Source organism: Paraburkholderia sp. 22099 (assembly GCF_052045835.1).
GTDB classification, from domain to species: Bacteria; Pseudomonadota; Gammaproteobacteria; order Burkholderiales; family Burkholderiaceae; genus Paraburkholderia; species Paraburkholderia terricola.
On record NZ_JBQEPU010000022.1, the window covers coordinates 26,072 to 46,946 of the forward strand.

Consider the following 20,875-nt stretch of genomic DNA (forward strand, 5'->3'; position numbering starts at 1 on the left):
CTTATTTGCCGCCGAGCGTTACAAACAGGGTCAGGAGCCCCAGCATGCCGATAATCATGGCGAACGCGTAGTGATAGATGTAGCCGGATTGGAGGAAGCGGATCACGCCGGCGAACCAGCCGATAAAGCGTGCGCTGCCGTTGACGATGCCGTCGATGACCACGACGTCGCCTTCCTTCCAGAGACCACGGCCAATTGCCACGGCGCCCCGCGCGAACACGACTTCGTTGATCTTGTCCATGTAGTACTTGTTGTCGAGCAACGTGTAGACCGGGCCGAACGCGCGCTTGATCGAAGCCGGCAGTTCGGGGCGGACCAGATACAGGAACCACGCGACCACCACACCCGCGAGCGCCAGCCAGACCGGCAGGCCCGAAACGGAGTGCAAGCCCATCGCCACCCAGCCGTGGAACTCCTCAGCCATCTCATGCAGCGCCGGATGGTTTTCGCCGATGAAGATCACCTTCTCGAACGCCACGCCGTGCTGGAAGAAGTCGCCGAACAGCATCGGGCCGACCGCGATTGCACCGATCACCACCGACGGAATCGCCAGCAGCACCAGCGGCACCCACACCACCCACGGCGTTTCATGCGGCTCGTGAGCGTGGCCGTGTTCGTGTTCGTGATGACCATTGCCATGACCGTGCGCCGCGGCTTCCGCGCCCATCGGCGAATCGGGATGCTTCGGATCGCGGAAGCGCTCCTCGCCGTGGAACACCATGAAGTACATACGGAACGAATAGAGCGCGGTAACGAACACGCTCGCCACTACCGCGAAGTACGCGAAGCCCGACCCCGGCAGATGCGACAGCTTCACCGCGTCGATGATCGAGTCTTTCGAGTAGAAGCCCGAGAAGAACGGCGTACCGATCAGCGCCAGCGAACCGACCAGCGACGTGATCCACGTGATCGGCATGTACTTGCGCAGGCCGCCCATGTTGCGCATGTCCTGATCGTGGTGCATGCCGATGATCACCGAACCCGCGCCGAGGAACAGCAGCGCCTTGAAGAACGCGTGCGTCATCAGGTGGAAGACGGCGACCGGATAGGCCGACACACCGAGCGCGACCGTCATGTAGCCGAGCTGTGACAGCGTGGAATACGCCACCACGCGCTTGATGTCGTTCTGGACGATCCCGAGGAAGCCCATGAACAGCGCGGTAATCGCGCCGATGACCGTCACGAACGACAGCGCGCTATCCGACAGTTCGAACAGCGGCGACATGCGCGTGACCATGAAGATACCGGCCGTCACCATGGTTGCCGCGTGAATCAGTGCGGAAATCGGCGTCGGGCCTTCCATCGAATCCGGCAGCCACACGTGCAGCGGGAATTGCGCCGACTTACCCATTGCGCCGATGAAGAGGCAAATGCAGGCAACCGTCAGCAGACCCCAGTCCGTGCCGGGGAACGACAATGCCGCGAGTTCGGTGCGCTTCGCGAACACGTCGCCGTAGTTCATCGAACCGGCAAACGCGAACAGCAGGCCAATGCCGAGCAGAAAACCGAAGTCGCCCACGCGGTTCACGAGGAACGCCTTCATGTTCGCGTAGATCGCCGACTCACGCGTGAAGTAGAAGCCGATCAGCAGGTACGACACCAGGCCCACCGCTTCCCAGCCGAAGAACAGTTGCAGGAAGTTGTTGCTCATGACGAGCATCAGCATCGAGAACGTGAACAGCGAGATGTACGAGAAGAAGCGCTGGTAGCCGTCGTCGTCGGCCATGTAGCCGATCGTGTAGATGTGCACCATCAGCGACACGAAGGTCACCACGCACATCATCATCGCCGTGAGCGAGTCGACGAGGAAGCCGATTTCGAACTTCGTCTTGCCGATCGTCATCCATTCATAAACGGTCGCGTTGAAGCTCGCGCCCTCCATGACCTGGAAGAAGACGATGGCCGAGAGAACAAACGAGATCGCGACGCCGAGGATCGTGACCGAGTGCGCGCCGGCTCGCCCTACCGCCTTCCCGAACAGCCCGGCAATCAGGCAACCGGCCAGCGGTGCCAGCGGAATCGCCAGCAGCAGGTTTTCATTGAGTATCGTGGACATAACCGCTTTTCCTGAAATTAACCTTTGAGCTGATCGAGATCCTCGACATTGATCGTGTCGAGACTACGGAACAGGGTCACCAGAATCGCGAGGCCGATCGCCGCTTCCGCCGCCGCGACGGTCAGCACGAAGAAGACGAAGATCTGGCCATGCACGTCGCCGAGGTAGTGCGAGAACGCGACGAAATTGGTGTTCACCGCGAGCAGCATCAATTCGATCGCCATCAGGATGATGATGACGTTGCGACGGTTCAGGAAAATGCCGACGACGCTGATCGCAAACAGGATCGCGCCGAGAACGAGGTAATGGGCAAGGGTCAACATGATTTCTATCTCCTGTCCGCTCAGCCGTTTTTCGCCGGGGCCGAGTCGGCCGCTGCCGCGGCTGCGGCGGCTTCTTCCGCCGCGACGGTCGCCGCGGTCTTTTCCGATGGCATTTTCACGACGCGCACGCGATCCTGGGCACGCACCTTGACCTGATCGCTGATCTTCTGGCGCTTGCTGTCCTTCTTATGGCTCGTGGTAAGCGCGACGGCCGCGATGATCGCCACCAGCAGCACGAGGCCGGCGACTTCGAACGCGAAGATGTAGTCGGTGTAGATGACCTTGCCGATGAGGCGCGTGTTCGACCAGTCGGCCATGCCGTTGGCGGCAGCGGTGGTGTCGCGCAACGCCGTGGCGGTAGCGCCATAGCCGTGCCACAGGATCAGCGCGGTTTCGATCACGATGATCGCGCCCACCAGCGTGGCCATCGGCACGAAGCGTTTGAAGTCGCGCCGCAGCACGTCGATATTGATGTCCAGCATCATCACGACGAACAGGAACAGCACCATCACCGCCCCGACGTAGACCAGCACCAGCAGGATCGCGAGGAACTCGGCCTCGAGCAGCATCCAGATCGCGGCTGCGTTGAAGAACGCCAGCACGAGAAACAGTGCGGACGACACCGGGTTGCGCGAGGTGATCACCTTCAGCCCTGAGACAACCAGGAGCAGCGCGAAGATGTAGAACAGTACGGTCGTGAATTCCATGATTACCGGTTCATCGTTAGGCCATCGTCAGGCATTGTTCTTTGGCACGTGGGGCTGGCAAAGCGGACAAGCCGCCAGTACAGCCGCACAGGTGCGCCGTGCCGCGGCGTTCAAGCCGCGACGCTCGGCCCGACAACAGGCCGTGTTACTGCTGCATTTACTGCTTCAAGCGAAGCCGCTTCAACGATACGGTGCGTCGGCCGCCTTGTTCGCGGCGATCTCCGCTTCGTAGCGATCGCCCACGGCCAGCAGCATGTCTTTCGTGAAGTACAGATCGCCGCGCTTTTCGCCGTGATATTCGAGGATGTGCGTTTCGACGATCGAGTCGACCGGGCAGCTCTCTTCACAGAAACCGCAGAAGATGCACTTGGTCAGGTCGATGTCGTAGCGCGTGGTGCGGCGGGTATTGTCCGCGCGGGTTTCCGATTCGATCGTGATGGCGAGCGCCGGGCACACCGCTTCGCACAGCTTGCAGGCGATGCAGCGCTCTTCGCCGTTTTCATAGCGGCGCAGCGCATGCAGGCCGCGAAAACGCGGCGAGATCGGGGTTTTCTCTTCCGGGAACTGCACGGTCACCTTGCGCTGGAACGTATAACGTCCGGTCAGCGCGAGGCCTTTGAGCAATTCCGTGAGGAAAAAGGTCTTGAAAAAGTTTTGGATTGCGGTCATGGGTTCATCCGCCCTTTATTTCCAGATGTTCAACGGCGACATGATCCAGAAGCCGACCACCACCAGCCACACCACGCAGACCGGAATGAAAATCTTCCAGCCCAGACGCATGATCTGGTCATAGCGATAGCGCGGAAACGTGGCGCGCGCCCAGATGAACACCGACAACAGGAAGAAAACCTTGGCGACGAGCCAAACGATGCCCGGGATAAACGACAGGAAACCGAACGGTGCGCTCCAGCCGCCGAGGAACAGTGTTGCAGCCAATGCCGAGATCACGATCATGTTGATGTACTCGGCGAGGAAGAACAGCGCGAACGCCATGCCCGAGTAATCGATCATGTGGCCCGCGACGATTTCCGACTCACCTTCCACCACGTCGAACGGGTGACGGTTCGTTTCGGCGATGCCCGAGATGAAATACACGACGAACATCGGCAGCAGCGGCAGCCAGTTCCACGACAGGAAGTTCAAGCCGTGCGAAGCGAAGAAGCCGTGCTCCTGCGAATTGACGATGCCCGACAGGTTCAGCGTGCCGGCCGTCATCAGCACGACGACGAGCGCGAAGCCCATCGAGATTTCGTACGAGACCATCTGGGCGGCGGCGCGCATGGCGCCGAGGAACGCGTACTTCGAGTTCGACGCCCAGCCGGCCAGGATCACGCCGTACACGCCGATCGACGAAATCGCCATCGCGTACAACAGACCCGCGTTGATGTCGCCGAGCACCGCGCCCGCCTGGAACGGAATCACCGCCCACACCGCGAACGCCGGCACCACCACCATGATCGGCGCGATCAGGTAGATCCAGCGGCTCGCCTGCGCCGGCTGAATGACTTCTTTCAGCAGCAGCTTCAGCACGTCGGCGATCGGCTGCAGCAAACCTGCGGGGCCGACGCGGTTCGGGCCGAGACGCACGTGCATCCAGCCGATCAGTTTACGCTCCCACAGAATCAGGTAAGCCACGCACAGCAGGATCACAACCGCCACCACCAGGATGCGCACCAGTGCCCACACCGTGGGCCATGCCACACCGAGAAGCTGGGTGCCGCCCGAGTTGATCGTATCGAACAAGCTCATTTACGCCTTCTCCACCACCAGTTCACCGAACAGGCTGCCCAGCGCCGCACCGGCAGGCGTAGCCGCCGATACGCGGACGACCGTCTCCGCAAGATTCGCGTCGCGCACGGCCGGCAACTGCACCGATTGCTCACCCTGGCGCACGCGCACTGCGTCGCCTTCCTTCAAACCCAGCTTGTCGAATAGCGCGGCCGGCAGACCGACCGAGTTCGCCGTGCGCGCGGCCGCCGTCAGATGCAGCGATTCGGCGCGACGCACCAGCGCGTCGGCGTGGTAGATCGGCACGTCGGCGATGCGCTCGAACTTGCCTTCCCCTGCCTTCGCCGACTTGCCGCGTGCAACCGCAACACCCGTCTTGTTCGACAGACGCGACTTCAATTCGCCGTCGCCGAGGGCTGCGGCGCGTACTTCTTCCGCGGTATCGAATTCGAAACCCGACGCGCCGAGCAGGCTGCCCAGCACGCGCAGCACCTTCCATGCGGGACGCGTGTCGCCCAGCGGCCGCACGACACCGTTGAACGTCTGCACCGTGCCTTCCGCGTTGACGAACGTACCGGCCGTTTCCGTGAACGGAGCGATCGGCAGCAGCACGTCGGCGTATTCGGCGCCCGTCTGGAACGGCGACATCACGACGACCATTTCCGCCTGCTTCAGCGCGGCCAATGCCTGCGCCGGATTGGCCGTATCGAATTCCGGCTCGACGTTCAGCAGCACGTAACCCTTGCGCGGTTGCTCGAACGCTTCACGAGCGTTCAAACCGCCCTCGCCCGGCAGCGCGTTCACGAGATGCGCGCCGACCGTGTTCGCGGCTTCCGTGAGAAAGCCCAGCGTCGCGCCGGTTGCGTCCGCGATCCATTGGGCCGCCGCGTGAATCGCCGCGAAATCCGGATGACGGACCGCGCCGTTGCCGAGCAGCACCAGACGGCGTTCGCCAGAGGCGAGCGACTTCGCGACCTGCTTGTCGGCGTCCGTCGGCTGCGTGCCGGCGAGGGCTTCCGGCAGGGTCGCGCCGTTGGCCTCGGAGACCGCGCCGGCGATACCGGCCAGTGCGTCGAGCCATGCCGACGGCGCTGCGACCACGCGTTGCGCTTGCGGAATCAGTGCGTCGTCGCGAGTAGCTTGCACGAGCGTGAGCTTCGCGCCGCCCTTCGCGGCCTGACGCAGACGCGCTGCAAACAGCGGGTGATCGCGACGCAGATCGGAGCCGATTACCAGCGCCGCGTCGACGTTGGACAGATCGGCGATTGCGGTGCCAAGCCACGGCGTACCGTTGAGCGGCGCGGAGAAATCAGACTGACGCAGACGGAAGTCGACGTTGGGCGTGCCGACCGCTTGCGCCAATTGCTTCAGAAGGAACAGTTCCTCGACGGTGCTGTGGGCGCTGCCGAGCGCGGCCAGCGCATCCGCGCCGTGGTCGCCCTTGATGCCCTTCAGCCCCTTGACCACGTATTCGAGCGCGGTTTGCCAGTCGGTCTCGACCCACTTGCCGCCCTGCTTGAGCATAGGCTGCGTGAGACGTTCCGGGCTGTTCAGGCCTTCATACGAGAAGCGGTCCTTGTCCGAAATCCAGCATTCGTTGATGGCTTCGTTTTCGAACGGCAGAACACGCATCACGCGGTTGTTCTTCACTTGCACCACGAGGTTCGCGCCGACGGAATCGTGCGGGCTCACCGACTTGCGGCGCGACAGTTCCCACGTGCGGGCGCTGTAGCGGAACGGCTTGCTGGTCAGCGCGCCGACCGGGCACAGATCGATCATGTTGCCCGACAGTTCGGAGTCGACCGTCTTGCCGACGAACGACGTGATTTCCGCGTGCTCGCCGCGGCCCAGCATGCCGAGTTCCATCACGCCGGCCACTTCCTGACCGAAACGCACGCACCGCGTGCAGTGAATGCAACGCGTCATTTCTTCCATCGAGATCAGCGGGCCGACGTTCTTGTGGAACACGACACGCTTTTCTTCGCTATAACGCGACGACGACTTGCCGTAGCCCACCGCCAGATCCTGCAACTGACACTCGCCGCCCTGATCGCAGATCGGGCAATCCAGCGGGTGATTGATCAGCAGGAATTCCATCACGGCTTGCTGGCCCTTCACCGCCTTCTCGGACTTGGTGCGCACGATCATGCCCGCCGACACCGGCGTGGCGCATGCGGGCACGGCCTTCGGCATTTTTTCGACATCGACCAGGCACATCCGGCAGTTGGCCGCAATCGACAGCTTCTTGTGATAGCAGAAGTGAGGAATGTACGTGTCGACCTTATGCGCAGCCTGGATCACCATGCTGCCTTCAGGCACCTCTACTTTCTTGCCGTCTATTTCAAGTTCAACCATGATGGTCAATCTTCCTTAACCTGTTACCGCTCAATCGTTCGCCCTGTTCATCGCCGTGTCAGGCGATGAATTCCGCGGATGACGTGCTCTGATGCGTACCTGTTGTTCAGCGTACTCAGGCAGCCACTGTTTCCGACGCCGATGCCGCGCCGGCATGACTGCCGACGAGACAATGCTTGTGAGCGACGTGATATTCGAATTCGTCCCAGTAGTGCTTGAGCATGCCGCGCACCGGCATGGCCGCCGCATCGCCGAGCGCGCAAATCGTGCGGCCCATGATGTTTTCAGCGACCGAGTTCAGCAGATCCAGATCTTCCGGACGGCCGAGCCCGTGCTCGATACGATGCACGACGCGGTACAGCCAGCCGGTGCCTTCGCGGCACGGCGTGCACTGACCGCACGACTCTTCGTAATAGAAGTACGACAGACGCAGCAGCGAGCGCACCATGCAGCGCGTCTCGTCCATCACGATGACCGCGCCCGAACCCAGCATCGAACCGGCCTTGGCGATCGAGTCGTAGTCCATGTCGGTCTGCATCATGATGTCGCCCGGAATTACCGGTGCCGACGAACCGCCAGGAATCACGGCCTTGATCTTCTTGCCGCCGCGCATGCCGCCGGCGAGTTCCATCAGCGTGGAGAACGGCGTGCCGAGCGGAATCTCATAGTTGCCCGGACGCTCGACGTCGCCTGCCACCGAGAAAATCTTCGTGCCGCCGTTGTTCGGCTTGCCGATCTCGAGGTAATTCTGCGGGCCGATTGCGAGCAGGAACGGCACCGCCGCGAACGTCTCGGTGTTGTTGATCGTGGTGGGCTTGCCGTACACGCCGAAGCTCGCCGGGAACGGCGGCTTGAAACGCGGCTGGCCTTTCTTGCCTTCCAGCGATTCGAGCAGCGCGGTTTCCTCGCCGCAGATGTAGGCGCCGTAACCGTGGTGCGCATGCAGTTCGAACGAGAAGCCCGAACCCATGATGTTCTCGCCGAGGAACCCGGCGCGGCGCGCTTCTTCTAACGCTTCTTCAAAGCGTTTGTAGACTTCCCAGATTTCGCCGTGAATATAGTTATAGCCGACCGTGATGCCCATCGCGTACGCGCCGATCGCCATGCCTTCGATCAGCGAGTGCGGATTGAAACGCAGGATGTCGCGGTCCTTGAAGGTGCCCGGTTCGCCTTCGTCCGAGTTGCAGACGAGATACTTCTGGCCGGGAAACTGGCGCGGCATGAAGCTCCACTTCAAGCCGGTCGGAAAGCCCGCACCGCCACGGCCGCGCAGACCCGACGCCTTGACGTCGGCGATCACCTGCTCGGGCGGGATCTTTTCTTCCAGAATGCGGCGCAGCTGGGCGTAACCGCCGCGCGCCACATAGTCTTCGAGATGCCAGTTGTCGCCGTTCAGGCCGGCGAGAATCAGCGGTTTGATGTGACGATCGTGTAAAGACGTCATTTCGAAAGTTCCTCGAGCAGCTGGTCGATCTTCTCGCGGCTCATGAAGCTGCACATGCGATGGTTGTTCACCAGCATCACCGGCGCGTCGCCGCACGACCCCATGCACTCACCTTCTTTCAAGGTGAATTTGCCGTCTGCCGTGGTTTCGCCGAAGTCGATGCCGAGCTTCTGCTTCAGATATTCAGCGGCGCTGTCGGAGCCGCCATCCGGGCCGAGCTGGCACGGCAGGTTCGTACAGAGCGTGATCTTGTATTTGCCGACCGGCGAGGTCTCGTACATCGTGTAGAAGGTAGCGACCTCCTGCACGGCGACTGCCGGCATGCCGAGATAGTCCGCGACGAACTGCATGAGTTCGGGCGACAGCCAGCCATGCTCTTCCTGAGCAGTGGCCAACGCCGACATCACGGCGGACTGTTTCTGATCGGCGGGGTACTTCGCGATCGCACGATCGATTTCTTTCAGGCCTTCAGCTGAGATCATTTTCAGACACGACTCTTTCAATTCCTACCGAACGAAAACCTGTCGCTTACGTCATGCTGCGACAGACCCGGCGTTCCTTTGCTTGACGCGCGCTTCGCTGCAACCGGAAGACGCGCACCGATGAATACGTCCTAGCGATCCACTTCGCCGAACACGATGTCCTGCGTGCCGATGATCGTCACGGCGTCGGCGATCATGTGACCGCGCGCCATTTCATCGAGCGCGGACAGATGCGCGTAACCCGGCGCGCGGATTTTCAGGCGGTACGGCTTGTTTGCACCATCCGAGATCAGATAGATGCCGAACTCGCCTTTCGGATGCTCGACGGCGGCGTACGCTTCGCCTTCCGGTACGTGGAAGCCTTCCGTGAAGAGCTTGAAGTGGTGAATCAACTCTTCCATGTTCGACTTCATGCCGACGCGCGACGGCGGCGCAACCTTGTGATTGTCGATCATCACCGGGCCCGGATTCTTACGCAGCCACTCAATGCACTGTTTCACGATCCGCGTGGACTGGCGCATTTCTTCGACGCGAACCAGATACCGGTCATAACAATCGCCATTCACGCCGACCGGAATGTCGAAATCGAGCTTGTCATAAACTTCGTACGGCTGCTTCTTGCGCAAATCCCACTCGATGCCCGAGCCGCGCAGCATCGCGCCGGTCATGCCGAGTTGCAGCGCGCGCTCCGGGCTGACCACGCCGATACCGACGAGGCGCTGCTTCCAGATCCGGTTGTCGGTGAGCAGCGTTTCGTACTCGTCGACGCAATGCGGGAAACGCGTGAAGAAATCGTCGATAAAATCGAGCAGCGAGCCTTGGCGGTTTTCGTTCATCTTCGACAATGCTTTTGCATTGCGAATCTTCGACGCCTTGTATTGCGGCATTGCGTCAGGCAGGTCGCGATACACGCCGCCCGGACGGTAATACGCCGCGTGCATGCGCGCGCCGGACACGGCTTCGTACACGTCCATCAGGTCTTCGCGTTCGCGGAACGCATAGAGAAACACCGCCATCGCGCCGACGTCGAGCGCGTGCGCGCCGATCCACATCAGGTGGTTCAGCACGCGCGTGACCTCGTCGAACATCACGCGGATGTATTGCGCGCGCACCGGCACTTCGACGCCGAGCAGCTTTTCGATCGCCATCACGTAGCCGTGCTCGTTGACCATCATCGACACATAGTCGAGACGGTCCATGTACGGCACTGACTGGATGAACGTTTTGGTTTCGGCGAGCTTTTCGGTCGCGCGATGCAGCAGGCCGATGTGCGGATCGGCGCGCTGGATGACTTCGCCGTCGAGCTCGAGCACGAGACGCAGCACACCGTGCGCTGCCGGATGCTGCGGACCGAAGTTGAGCGTGTAATTCTTGATCTCTGCCATGGCGTTCTCTTAATGTTTCAGACCGCCATAGCGATCCTCACGGATCACGCGCGGCGTGATTTCCCGCGGCTCGATCGTCACAGGCTGATAGACGACGCGCTTCTCTTCCGGGTCGTAACGCATTTCGACGTAGCCGGAGACAGGGAAATCCTTACGGAACGGGTGACCGATGAAACCGTAATCGGTCAGGATGCGGCGCAGGTCCGGATGGCCCTCGAAGACGATGCCGTACAGGTCGAACGCTTCACGCTCGTACCAGTTGGCCGAATTCCAGATTTCGACGACCGAAGGGATGATCGGCACTTCGTCGTCCGGCGCGAACACGCGCAAACGCAGACGCCAGTTGTTCTGCACCGACAACAAATGCAGAACGGCCGCGAAACGCGGACCGTCGTAAGCGCCATCGGCGTAGGTCTGATAGTCGACGCCGCACAGATCGATCAATTGCTCGAAGCCGAGCGAGCGGTCGTCGCGCAGACGCGTTGCCACATTGAGGTAATCGCTCGCCTTTACGACGATCGTCAACTCACCGATTGCCTCGGTGGTGCTCAACAGGAGGCCGCCAAAGGCCGCCTCGAGGTTCGCTTTCAGAGTCTCGAGTTTGCTTGCCATATTGTGGGGAGGCGTTGGCCTTATTGACGGGCGATTGTATTGGTGCGGCGAATCTTGGCTTGCAACTGGATCACGCCGTACACCAGCGCTTCCGCCGTTGGCGGGCAACCCGGCACATAGACGTCGACCGGCACGATCCGGTCGCAGCCGCGCACTACCGAATACGAGTAGTGGTAATAGCCGCCACCGTTCGCGCACGAGCCCATCGAAATCACCCAGCGTGGCTCGGCCATCTGGTCATAGACCTTGCGCAGGGCCGGCGCCATCTTGTTGCACAACGTGCCCGCGACGATCATTACGTCCGACTGACGCGGACTCGGACGAAACACCACGCCGAAACGGTCCAGGTCATAACGGGCGGCGCCCGCATGCATCATTTCGACCGCGCAGCATGCGAGACCGAACGTCATTGGCCACAAGGAGCCGGTGCGCGTCCAGTTGATCAGTTTGTCTGCCGTGGTGGTGACAAACCCTTCCTTCAAGACCCCTTCGATACTCATTTGCTTTCCACTCCAGACGGGGCGGCAAGCCTTGGCCACCCACGCAAACCGGCGATTAATCCATCATTCCCAGTCGAGGCCGCCCTTCTTCCAGATATAGGCGAAGCCCAGCAGGAATTCGAGCAGGAAAATCATCATCGCCATGAAGCCCGGCCAGCCGATGTCGCGCAGGGCCACGCCCCACGGGAACAGAAACGCGGTTTCAAGATCGAAAATGATGAAGAGAATGGCGACGAGGTAATAGCGCACGTCGAACTTCATGCGCGCATCTTCGAATGCCTCGAAGCCGCACTCGTACGGTGCGTTCTTCTCGGTATCGGGCTTGTTGGGACCGAGGATCTTGCCGATACTGACCAGTGCTACGCCTAAACCGGTGCCCACAATGAGGAACAACAAGACGGGGAAATAGGCTGCGAGGTTCAAGACTATCCTCAATCGGTTGGTTCTGAATGCCGTCAGGAGCATAGCACTCCTGACGCGAAATCACTTCTCAAACGCGCACACCGTAAGCCCAATACAAGCTGCGCGCCAGAAGTGAAAATGCCAGCCGAAGCGAAGCAAGTGGCTGGCATTTAGATAATATTTGGTGCCGACGGCGAGACTCGAACTCGCACAGCTTTCGCCACTACCCCCTCAAGATAGCGTGTCTACCAATTTCACCACGTCGGCACTAACTGCAATCCGGGAAAACAACTTATAAAACCCGCGAATCGCTTCAAGACTTGAATTGTAACGTGTCTAAACAGTTTGTTCAACGCACAAAAGCACTTCGAACGAAAAAATTATTTCGGCACTTCCGTGGCCGGAGCGGACGCAGCCGAGGCCGGCAATGTAGCCGAACCAACTGCCGGAGCCGACGCGGCGGACGCCGCGATCGGCGCGGTCACAGCCGCACCCAGCACGCCTGCGGAAGGTTTCGCGCGATACGCACCGAGGTAGGTGAGCGTCAATGTGGTGACAAAAAACACCGCTGCGAGCACCGCGGTTGTACGCGATAAAAAGTTCGCCGAACCGGTCGCGCCGAACAGGCTGCCTGACGCGCCGCTACCAAAAGCAGCGCCCATATCGGCGCCTTTGCCGTGCTGCAGCAAGACGAGGCCGATGACCCCGAGTGCCGACAACAGCTGAACGACGATAATCAATGTTTTCAAATACAGCATCACACTCACCTGAGTCTTTATTTAACCGCGCCACACAAAGTATGCCGCGCGGGATGGGTCATCCTCGCCGAGGCGCCCTGCTTAATCAGCGGTGCTGGTTGCAGCCGCCGCCTTGCAGATCGCCAGGAAATCCTCGTCTTTCAACGACGCGCCGCCGATCAGGCCGCCGTCGATATCCGATTGACGGAACAATTCCTCCGCGTTCTCCGGCTTCACGCTGCCGCCGTACAACAGCGGCACGTCCGCCACCGCCGCGCCCTTGGCCGCGAGACGCGAGCGCAGGAACGCATGAACCGCTTGCGCCTGTTCCGAGGTGGCGCTCTTGCCGGTGCCGATCGCCCAGACCGGCTCGTAGGCGACGACAATACGCGACGCCTCCTGCTCCGACAGTTTCGCCAGCACTTGATCCAACTGCTCGCCGACCACCTGCTCGGTCGCACCGGCTTCGCGCTGTTCCAGCGTTTCACCGACGCAGACGATCGGCGTCAAGCCTGCTTCCAGCGCGCGCTGCGTTTTCACCGCAACGAGTTCGGCGCTTTCCTGATGATAGGCACGGCGCTCCGAGTGCCCGACGATCGCGAGCGTCGCGCCGAAATCCGTCACCATTGTCGCGGCGACTTCGCCGGTATAGGCGCCGTGCGTGAACGCGGAAACGTCCTGCACGCCCCACACGACCCGGCTGCCTTCCAGCAACGATTGAGTCTGCGAAAGATACGGACACGGCACGCAAACGCCAACACGCACGCCAGCCGTCAATTCGCCGGCGCCCTGAGCCACCGCCTGCAACAGCGTTGCGTTGTCGGCAAGGCGCCCGTGCATCTTCCAGTTACCGACTACCAGCTTGGCTCGTTGTTTCGACATCGTCTCGTCCTGGCTTGGCGGCGAACTTTGCTTGCGTCATATTGCGCTTACAGTCCGCCTTCCGGTTTCATGCGGCGTGCGCAAAACGCGCAATTTTACTGCGTGGGGTGGATCGGGTCAAACCGACCGCGTCAAGCGTCCTGACCCCACGTCAGCATGATCTTGCCGACGTGCGTGCTGCTCTCCATCAACGCATGCGCCTCGGCCGCCTGGGCCGCCGGAAACACCCGATGCACCACGGGCTTGATGCGTCCTTCCTCGAGGTGCGGCCACACGCGCTCCTTGAGTTGCGCGGCGATCCGCGCCTTGAATTCGATCGGCCGCGGACGTAGTGTCGACCCGGTCACCGTCAAACGGCGGCGCAGCACCTCGTTCAGATTCAACTCCGCCTTCGCGCCGCCCAGCAATGCGATCAGCACGATGCGCCCGCCGTCGGCCAATGCCGTCAGCTCGCGCGACACGTAACTGCCCGCCACCATGTCGAGAATCACGTCGACGCCGCGGTCGTTCGTGAGCGACTTGATGACCTCGACGAAATCCTCGATCTTGTAGTTGATCGCGCGCTCGGCGCCGAGCGCTTCACACGCGCGGCACTTCTCGTCCGAGCCGGCGGTGGCGAACACGCGAAAACCGAGCGCATGCGCGATCTGGATCGCCGTCACGCCGATGCCGCTCGAGCCGCCCTGCACCAGCAGCGTTTCGTTCGCGCCGCCCTCGCCGTTGCCGAGCTGGGCGCGATCGAAAACATTGCTCCACACGGTGAAAAACGTCTCCGGCAGCGACGCCGCCTCGACATCCGACAAGCCCGCGGGCACCGGCAGACACTGGGGCAACGGAGCCGCGGCATATTCCGCATAGCCGCCGCCCGCGAGCAACGCACACACGCGATCGCCGATTTTCAGACCGAACGGGTTGTTCTTCTCATCGATCACGCCGCCGACGATCTCGCCCGCCACCTCCAGCCCCGGCAGATCCGAGGCGCCCGGCGGCGGCGCATAACCGCCCTTGCGCTGAAACACGTCCGGCCGGTTGATGCCCGAAGCCGCCACCTTGATCAGCACCTCGCCCGCCTTGAGCTGCGGCGTCGGCCGCTCTGCCAGCTTCAGGACTTCCGGCGCACCGAATTCGGTGATTTCGATCGCTTTCATCTGCGTCAACTCCAAGATTGGATTGCGTTGCACACCCGCTGCGTGCCAACTGCCCGCGCTACCGACCAATCGTCCGACCTGCGACGAACCGACCGGAGCAAACAGAGTACCCGCTTATGCCCCTTCGCATACGCTCGCACCAGCGCGCAACGCGATCCACCCTGCACCCTGCATGAAAAACGGCCGGCGCGCATTTCGCGCCGCCGGCCGTCGTCCCGCTACCGCATTACTGCGGTGTCGGCTCGCCTTGCGGCGCACCCGATGCGGGGTCGTTCAGCAACGCCTTGGCCGACAAACGCACGCGGCCCTTTTCGTCCGTCTGGATGACCTTGACCTTCACTTGCTGGCCGTCCTTCAGGTAGTCGTTGATGTCCTTGATACGCTCGTTGGCGATCTCGGAGATGTGCAGCAGACCGTCCTTGCCCGGCAGGATGTTCACGATCGCGCCGAAATCGAGCAGCTTGAGCACAGTGCCTTCGTACACCTGGCCCACTTCGACTTCCAGCGTGATGTTCTCGATACGCTTCTTCGCTTCGGCCATGCCTTCGCTGCTCGTGCTGGCGATGGTGACGACGCCGTCGTCCGAAATGTCGATCGTCGTGCCGGTTTCCTCGGTCAGCGCGCGGATCACCGAACCACCCTTGCCGATCACGTCGCGGATTTTTTCCGGATTGATCTTGATGGTGATCATGCGCGGTGCGAACTCCGACAGTTGCGTGTTCGCGCCCGAGACAGCCGAGGTCATCTTGCCGAGAATGTGCATGCGGCCTTCCTTCGCTTGCGCGAGGGCGACCTGCATGATTTCCTTGGTGATGCCCTGGATCTTGATGTCCATCTGCAGCGCGGTGACGCCTTGCTCGGTACCCGCCACCTTGAAGTCCATGTCACCGAGATGGTCTTCGTCGCCGAGGATGTCGGTCAGCACGGCAAACTTGTTGCCTTCGAGGATCAGACCCATCGCGATGCCCGCGACGTGCGCCTTCATCGGCACGCCGGCGTCCATCAGCGCGAGGCAGCCGCCGCACACCGAAGCCATCGACGAGGAACCGTTCGATTCCGTGATTTCCGACACCACGCGAATCGAGTAGCCGAATTCGTCGGCGCTCGGCAGGCACGCGGCCAGCGCGCGCTTGGCGAGACGGCCGTGACCGATTTCGCGGCGTTTCGGCGAACCGACGCGGCCCGTTTCGCCGGTCGCGAACGGAGGCATGTTGTAGTGAAGCATGAAGCGTTCGCGGTACTCGCCTTCGAGCGCGTCGATGTTCTGCTCGTCGCCCTTCGTGCCGAGCGTCGCGACCACCAGTGCCTGCGTTTCGCCGCGCGTGAACAGGGCCGAACCGTGCGTACGCGGCAGCACGCCGGTACGGATTTCGATCGGGCGCACCGTGCGCGTGTCGCGGCCGTCGATACGCGGCTCGCCGTTCAGGATCTGCGTACGGACGATCTTCGCTTCGATGTCGAACAGCACGTTGCCGACGCTCGCCTTGTCGGCTACCACGATGCCGCTTGCCGAGGCTTCTTCTTCCAGCCGGGCCGACGTCGCCGCGTAGATTTCCTTCAGCTTGGCCGAACGGGCCTGTTTGTCGCGGATCTGATAAGCGGCGAGCAGATCGGCTTGCGCCAGTTCCGTCACGCGTGCGATCAGCGGTTCGTTCTTTGCCGCCGGTTGCCAATCCCATTCCGGCTTGCCGCCTTCACGGACCAGGTCATGAATCGCGTCGATCGCGATCTGCATTTGCTCATGGCCGAACACCACGGCGCCGAGCATCACTTCTTCGGTCAGCTGCTGCGCTTCCGACTCCACCATCAGCACCGCGCGTTCCGTACCGGCGACGATCAGGTCGAGCGCCGATTCCTTCATTTGCGGACGCGTCGGATTCAACACGTATTCGTTGTTGATGTAGGCCACGCGTGCCGCGCCGACCGGGCCGTTGAACGGCAGACCGGAGACGGCGAGCGCCGCCGACGCGCCGATCAGCGCGGGGATGTCGGCGGGAATTTCGGGGTTCAGCGACAGGACGTGGATCACGACCTGGACTTCGTTGTAGAAGCCTTCCGGGAACAGCGGACGCAGCGGGCGGTCGATCAGGCGCGAAATCAGCGTTTCGCCTTCCGACGGACGGCCTTCGCGGCGGAAGAAGCCGCCCGGGATCTTGCCGGCGGCGTAGGTCTTTTCGAGGTAGTCGACGGTCAGCGGGAAGAAGTCCTGGCCCGGCTTGGCGGTCTTGGCACCGACCACGGTGGCCAGCACGACGGTGTCCTCGACATCGACGATCACCGCACCGCTCGCCTGGCGAGCGATTTCGCCCGTCTCGAGGCGAACGTTATGTTGTCCCCACTTAAACTCTTTGACGATCTTATTGAACATAGTCATTGCTTTTCCTCATCGTTACGCCGCGCGGACCAGAAGCGGCGCGGCAACGCCAGGACCGGCGCCGCATGGGAAGAGTAGTGTTATGCCATTCCAGAGAACCACGCCCTACTTCGAGTACGCGCGCGAACCGCTGGAATGACACAAAGCTCCGCCCTGAAGCCCGGCCATGTTTCTCTTTTGCTGCTTTTTTTACTACTTTTTTCCGCTCCCCGCCGCATGAATCAACACGCTGCCGCGGAAAACGGAGGGCGCGCGTCACATGAAGCGCACCGTGCAAAAACAAAATGCCTGCATCAGTGGAACTGACACAGGCATCTTGCTGAACGACCGGCCGATTACTTACGCAGACCCAGCTTTTCGATCAGTGCGCGGTAACGATCCGCGTCCTTACCTTTCAGGTAGTCGAGCAGCTTGCGACGGCGGCTCACCATGCGCAGCAGACCGCGGCGGCTGTGGTGATCTTTCGCGTGTGCCTTGAAGTGAACGGTCAGTTCGTTGATGCGGGTCGTGAGCAGCGCGACCTGAACTTCGGGGGAGCCGGTGTCGTTAGCTGCGCGTGCGAATTGCGCGACGACTTCGGACTTCTTGCTTGTTTCAACTGCGGACATATCGATTTCCTTGAGAACTAGACAGGCGGTCACGGAAGAAAGGCCGTGCCGTGGGTTACCCGTGTGCATTGAAGCCGCTATCACAACGGGACGCGTATTGTAGCACAGCCCCATCAGGCCGCGAACCCCGCTGTGCCGGGCCGGATCATGAACTTTTCGCCGTTGCCGACGAGGGGTTTCACGGACGTTTCATCCTGCAAACGGTCGGCGGCACGGTGCGCTCGGAGGACAACGCGAGCACCGTGCGGAAGCCATAACCGGACCCTTCGTTATCGAAACGCACCCCCGGCTTGCCGGCCTTGTCCATTTCCATCACGTAAAGGGGCTGGATGAGTTGATGGTCGTCCGCGCGCATCCACGATGGATGGAAGCCGTTGTCGAACCTGATCCCTTCGAGCGCGCGAGCGACGGCCGTCGGGTCGGCACTCCCGGCGCGCTTCATGGCGGCGGCCAGGGTTTCGATCATCGACGCCATGCGCAGCACCGGGTAATCGTCCTGCGCCGCCGGGAAACGGGTTCGAAACGCGGCGTACCAGGCGTCCGAGGCCGCGCCGCCAGCGTTCGGATGCCAGTCGGCGACCGCGATCACGTGCCCGACCCCGGCGTCGCCCAGCGCGGCGGGCGCGCCGAGACTATTGCCGTAGAACGTGTAGAACTTCGTATCGAGCCCCTGCTCCCTCGCCGCCTTGACGAGCAGCGTGAGATCGTTGCCCCAATTGCCCGTGACGACCGCGTCCGCCCCGCTCGCGCGGATCTTGGCGATGTACGGCGCGAAGTCCTTCACGCGTCCGATCGGATGGAATTCGTCGCCGACCACCGCGATGTCCGGACGCTTCACCGCCAGCGTCGAACGCGCGAGGCTGCTCACGTCGTGACCGAAGCTGTAATCCTGGTTCAGCAGATAAACCTTCTTCACCGCCTTGTCGCGCTGGATCACGTCGGCCAGCGCGTCCATGCGCATGCCCGCATGCGCGTCGAAGCGAAAGTGCCAGAAACTGCAATTGGCGTTGGTCAACGCGGGGTCGTCGGCGGAATAATTGAGGAACAGTTCGCGGTTGCCCGGCTCGCGGCTGTTGTGCTTGTCGATCGCGCCGATCAGCGCGGCGGCGACAGCCGAACTGTTGCCTTGCATGACGTAGCCGATGCGGCGGTCGGCGGCCGCGCGCAGTTGCGTGAGCGCCTCTTCGGCGCTGCCCTTGCTGTCGAACACCACCAGTTCGAACGGATGCGCGCCGTCGGCGAGCGTCACGCCGCCACGCGCGTTCACCTGTTCGACGCCGTATCGCAGGTTGCGCTCCACCGCGGCGCCCGCGTTCGCGAACGGGCCGGACATGCCTTCGATCAGCGCCAACTGGATCGGCGCCCCCGTGGCCTTGCTCGCCGGGTTGCCCACCGGCTTGCCTGCCGGATTGACCGCGGTTTCGCCCGCTGCATAAGCCGCGGCAGCCACCATCATCGCCGCCAGCGTTGCTGCCGCCCGTTGCCACTTCGCCATCGTGATTGCCCCGCTCGAAAACGTCGAAGCGCGGATCATAGGGCGGGCAAGATGGAATAAGCAAGCCGGCGAATCCGTTATCGTGCCTACCCGCCGGCGGCGAATGACGTGCCGGTCTTTCGCCGCGGCGCGTGTCAAAATAATGCGTCTCGATGATAAAAACCGCCACTAACACGCCATCGGAGGAATCCATGTTCAACCGCCACCACTTCACGGCGGACTCGATCGGAGCGACGGCCGCCGCACGCGTGCGCCGCGCGGCGCTCGTCTGCCTGAGCGCGCTGGCGCTCGCGGGCTGCGCGCAGCCGTGGCAGCAATTTCAGCAAGGAGCGGACGCATCGACCATCGTCGCCCGTCTCGGTCCGCCGCGCGAGAGCTACGACTTGCCGAACGGCGGCAAACGGCTCATGTGGCCCACGCAGCCGATGGGCGAAACCACCACCGCCGCCGACATCGACGCCACGGGCAAGATCGTCAGCGTGCGCCAGGTGCTGCAGCCCAACGAGTTCTATCGCGCGGAAATCGGCAAGTGGACCAAGAGCGACGTGCTGGTGAACTTCGGCCGCCCGGTCGAAACCGCCTACTTCCCGCTCATGAAGCGCGAGGTCTGGACCTACCGCTATCTGGAAGACAATGTCTGGTACATGATGTACAGCTTTTATTTCGACGACCAGGGCATCGTGCGGCTCACGCAGAAAACGCCGGATCCGTTGCACGATCCTAATCGCCGCAATCTTTTTTGAACCTGCGTTTCAAGCCACTTTGACGCGCTGCGCATCTTTGTGCGAATGCCGCCTCCCCAGGCGGCATTTTTTTATTCGCCGCGCATCGCAACGAATTTTTTTCGCGCACAGAGGATTATTTTTTTGATAGAAAGGCTTTCGTAAGCATTGAATCGGTGGCAGTCCAGTCCCGGCATTGCCCGGGCGCAACCGCGGACTCGCCCTCGAATCGATGCGCCCCACTTACGGAGCCGCTAACCGATGAACCGTCCCAAACGCCTGCTGGTCGCCAACGTCGCATGGGCGCATGAAACCGCCGCGCGCAACCCTCAGTTTTTCCGTGATCTGGTGCAAGGCCAGAATCCGCACGTGCTGTGGATCGGCTGCTCGGACAGCCGCGTGCCCGCCGAAACCATCACCCACTGCGAACCGGGCGACCTGTTCGTCCACCGCAACATCGCCAATCTCTTCGATCCCGACGACGACAACTCCGGAAGCGTCCTCGAATACGCCGTGCGCGTCCTCAAGGTCGGCCACGTGATCGTCTGCGGACACTACGGATGCGGCGGCGTGCGCGCCTCGCTGCTGCCGCCGGAGCCGAGCCTGCCGCATGTGAACCGGCGCATCGCGCCGCTGTGCGCGCTCGCGAGGACGCATCGCGAGGAACTGGATGCGCACCCCAGCGAGCGCGAGCGTGTCGACCGCCTCGCGGAACTGAACGTGCTCGAACAGGTACGCCAGTTGCGCGCGAGCCCGATCGTGCAGCAAGCCGACCCCGCGCCGCTCGTGCACGGCTGGATCTTCGCGCTGGAGGACGGCCGCATCAAGGTGCTCACATCCGGCTACGAAGCCGACGATGCGATGACCTGCACGACAGCCGCGCATAGCGCCGCGTAATCCGCGGAGTTCACCGCC

At 62.0% G+C, this 20,875-nt stretch carries 20 protein-coding genes and 1 tRNA gene; 2 read left to right on the forward strand and 19 right to left on the reverse strand.

Going from position 1 to position 20,875, the window contains the following annotated elements; translation table 11 throughout:
• Position 1: 1 nt before the first annotated feature.
• The 19 genes from nuoL to ACTJLC_RS20965 all read right to left on the reverse strand — a co-directional run bounded on the left by nuoL (position 2) and on the right by ACTJLC_RS20965 (position 19,238).
• A complete protein-coding gene (gene nuoL, locus ACTJLC_RS20875; protein ID WP_073432441.1) occupies positions 2-2,056 on the reverse strand; it encodes an NADH-quinone oxidoreductase subunit L in 2,055 nt (684 codons plus the stop codon).
• Positions 2,057-2,073: 17 nt separating this feature from the next.
• Positions 2,074-2,379, reverse strand: a complete 306-nt coding sequence (nuoK, locus tag ACTJLC_RS20880; protein ID WP_013339863.1) for an NADH-quinone oxidoreductase subunit NuoK — start codon at positions 2,377-2,379, stop codon at positions 2,074-2,076.
• A gap of 20 nt (positions 2,380-2,399) precedes the next feature.
• The gene (locus ACTJLC_RS20885) at positions 2,400-3,086 is read right to left on the reverse strand and encodes an NADH-quinone oxidoreductase subunit J (RefSeq protein WP_073432442.1); all 687 of its coding nucleotides are present in this window, start codon (positions 3,084-3,086) and stop codon (positions 2,400-2,402) included.
• A 180-nt stretch (positions 3,087-3,266) separates the two neighbouring features.
• Entirely contained in the window at positions 3,267-3,755 is a 489-nt protein-coding gene (gene nuoI / locus ACTJLC_RS20890) for an NADH-quinone oxidoreductase subunit NuoI (RefSeq protein WP_012432383.1), read from the reverse strand.
• A 15-nt stretch (positions 3,756-3,770) separates the two neighbouring features.
• The gene (nuoH, locus tag ACTJLC_RS20895; RefSeq protein WP_073432443.1) at positions 3,771-4,835 is read right to left on the reverse strand and encodes an NADH-quinone oxidoreductase subunit NuoH; all 1,065 of its coding nucleotides are present in this window, start codon (positions 4,833-4,835) and stop codon (positions 3,771-3,773) included.
• Complete coding sequence (nuoG, locus tag ACTJLC_RS20900; RefSeq protein ID WP_073432444.1) at positions 4,836-7,169, reverse strand: NADH-quinone oxidoreductase subunit NuoG; 2,334 nt, start codon at positions 7,167-7,169, stop codon at positions 4,836-4,838. It lies immediately after the preceding gene.
• 115 nt (positions 7,170-7,284) lie between these two features.
• Positions 7,285-8,613 carry an NADH-quinone oxidoreductase subunit NuoF gene (nuoF, locus tag ACTJLC_RS20905; RefSeq protein ID WP_083085172.1) on the reverse strand — a complete coding sequence of 443 codons (1,329 nt, stop codon included), beginning with the start codon at positions 8,611-8,613 and terminating at the stop codon, positions 7,285-7,287.
• The gene (nuoE, locus tag ACTJLC_RS20910; protein WP_013587776.1) at positions 8,610-9,095 is read right to left on the reverse strand and encodes an NADH-quinone oxidoreductase subunit NuoE; all 486 of its coding nucleotides are present in this window, start codon (positions 9,093-9,095) and stop codon (positions 8,610-8,612) included. The genes nuoF and nuoE overlap by 4 nt, the downstream gene beginning before the upstream one ends.
• A 131-nt stretch (positions 9,096-9,226) precedes the next feature.
• On the reverse strand, positions 9,227-10,480 hold the full coding sequence (locus tag ACTJLC_RS20915) for an NADH-quinone oxidoreductase subunit D (RefSeq protein WP_073429577.1): 1,254 nt from the start codon (positions 10,478-10,480) through the stop codon (positions 9,227-9,229).
• Positions 10,481-10,489: 9 nt separating this feature from the next.
• Positions 10,490-11,092, reverse strand: coding sequence for an NADH-quinone oxidoreductase subunit C (locus tag ACTJLC_RS20920; RefSeq protein WP_073429576.1), 603 nt, complete (start codon positions 11,090-11,092; stop codon positions 10,490-10,492).
• A gap of 20 nt (positions 11,093-11,112) precedes the next feature.
• Positions 11,113-11,592 carry a NuoB/complex I 20 kDa subunit family protein gene (locus ACTJLC_RS20925; RefSeq protein ID WP_006052903.1) on the reverse strand — a complete coding sequence of 160 codons (480 nt, stop codon included), beginning with the start codon at positions 11,590-11,592 and terminating at the stop codon, positions 11,113-11,115.
• A gap of 63 nt (positions 11,593-11,655) precedes the next feature.
• The gene (locus tag ACTJLC_RS20930) at positions 11,656-12,015 is read right to left on the reverse strand and encodes an NADH-quinone oxidoreductase subunit A (protein WP_007175615.1); all 360 of its coding nucleotides are present in this window, start codon (positions 12,013-12,015) and stop codon (positions 11,656-11,658) included.
• A gap of 161 nt (positions 12,016-12,176) precedes the next feature.
• Positions 12,177-12,261: transfer RNA gene (locus tag ACTJLC_RS20935), tRNA-Leu, on the reverse strand.
• A 113-nt stretch (positions 12,262-12,374) separates the two neighbouring features.
• Entirely contained in the window at positions 12,375-12,752 is a 378-nt protein-coding gene (secG, locus tag ACTJLC_RS20940) for a preprotein translocase subunit SecG (RefSeq protein WP_073429575.1), read from the reverse strand.
• An 81-nt stretch (positions 12,753-12,833) separates the two neighbouring features.
• Entirely contained in the window at positions 12,834-13,613 is a 780-nt protein-coding gene (gene tpiA, locus ACTJLC_RS20945) for a triose-phosphate isomerase (RefSeq protein ID WP_073429574.1), read from the reverse strand.
• Between the two features lie 131 nt (positions 13,614-13,744).
• Complete coding sequence (locus tag ACTJLC_RS20950) at positions 13,745-14,761, reverse strand: NAD(P)H-quinone oxidoreductase (protein ID WP_073429573.1); 1,017 nt, start codon at positions 14,759-14,761, stop codon at positions 13,745-13,747.
• Between the two features lie 226 nt (positions 14,762-14,987).
• Complete coding sequence (pnp, locus tag ACTJLC_RS20955; RefSeq protein ID WP_176035767.1) at positions 14,988-17,135, reverse strand: polyribonucleotide nucleotidyltransferase; 2,148 nt, start codon at positions 17,133-17,135, stop codon at positions 14,988-14,990.
• A 335-nt stretch (positions 17,136-17,470) separates the two neighbouring features.
• Positions 17,471-17,743 carry a 30S ribosomal protein S15 gene (rpsO, locus tag ACTJLC_RS20960; protein ID WP_073429571.1) on the reverse strand — a complete coding sequence of 91 codons (273 nt, stop codon included), beginning with the start codon at positions 17,741-17,743 and terminating at the stop codon, positions 17,471-17,473.
• A gap of 178 nt (positions 17,744-17,921) precedes the next feature.
• Entirely contained in the window at positions 17,922-19,238 is a 1,317-nt protein-coding gene (locus tag ACTJLC_RS20965) for a branched-chain amino acid ABC transporter substrate-binding protein (RefSeq protein WP_073429595.1), read from the reverse strand.
• 191 nt (positions 19,239-19,429) lie between these two features.
• On the opposite strand from ACTJLC_RS20965, the gene ACTJLC_RS20970 reads away from it, so the two are divergent.
• A complete protein-coding gene (locus ACTJLC_RS20970; RefSeq protein ID WP_073429570.1) occupies positions 19,430-19,981 on the forward strand; it encodes a hypothetical protein in 552 nt (183 codons plus the stop codon).
• A gap of 240 nt (positions 19,982-20,221) precedes the next feature.
• Positions 20,222-20,857 (forward strand): carbonic anhydrase, encoded by a 636-nt coding sequence (locus tag ACTJLC_RS20975; protein ID WP_073429569.1) that lies wholly within the window; start codon positions 20,222-20,224, stop codon positions 20,855-20,857.
• Positions 20,858-20,875 lie beyond the last annotated feature (18 nt).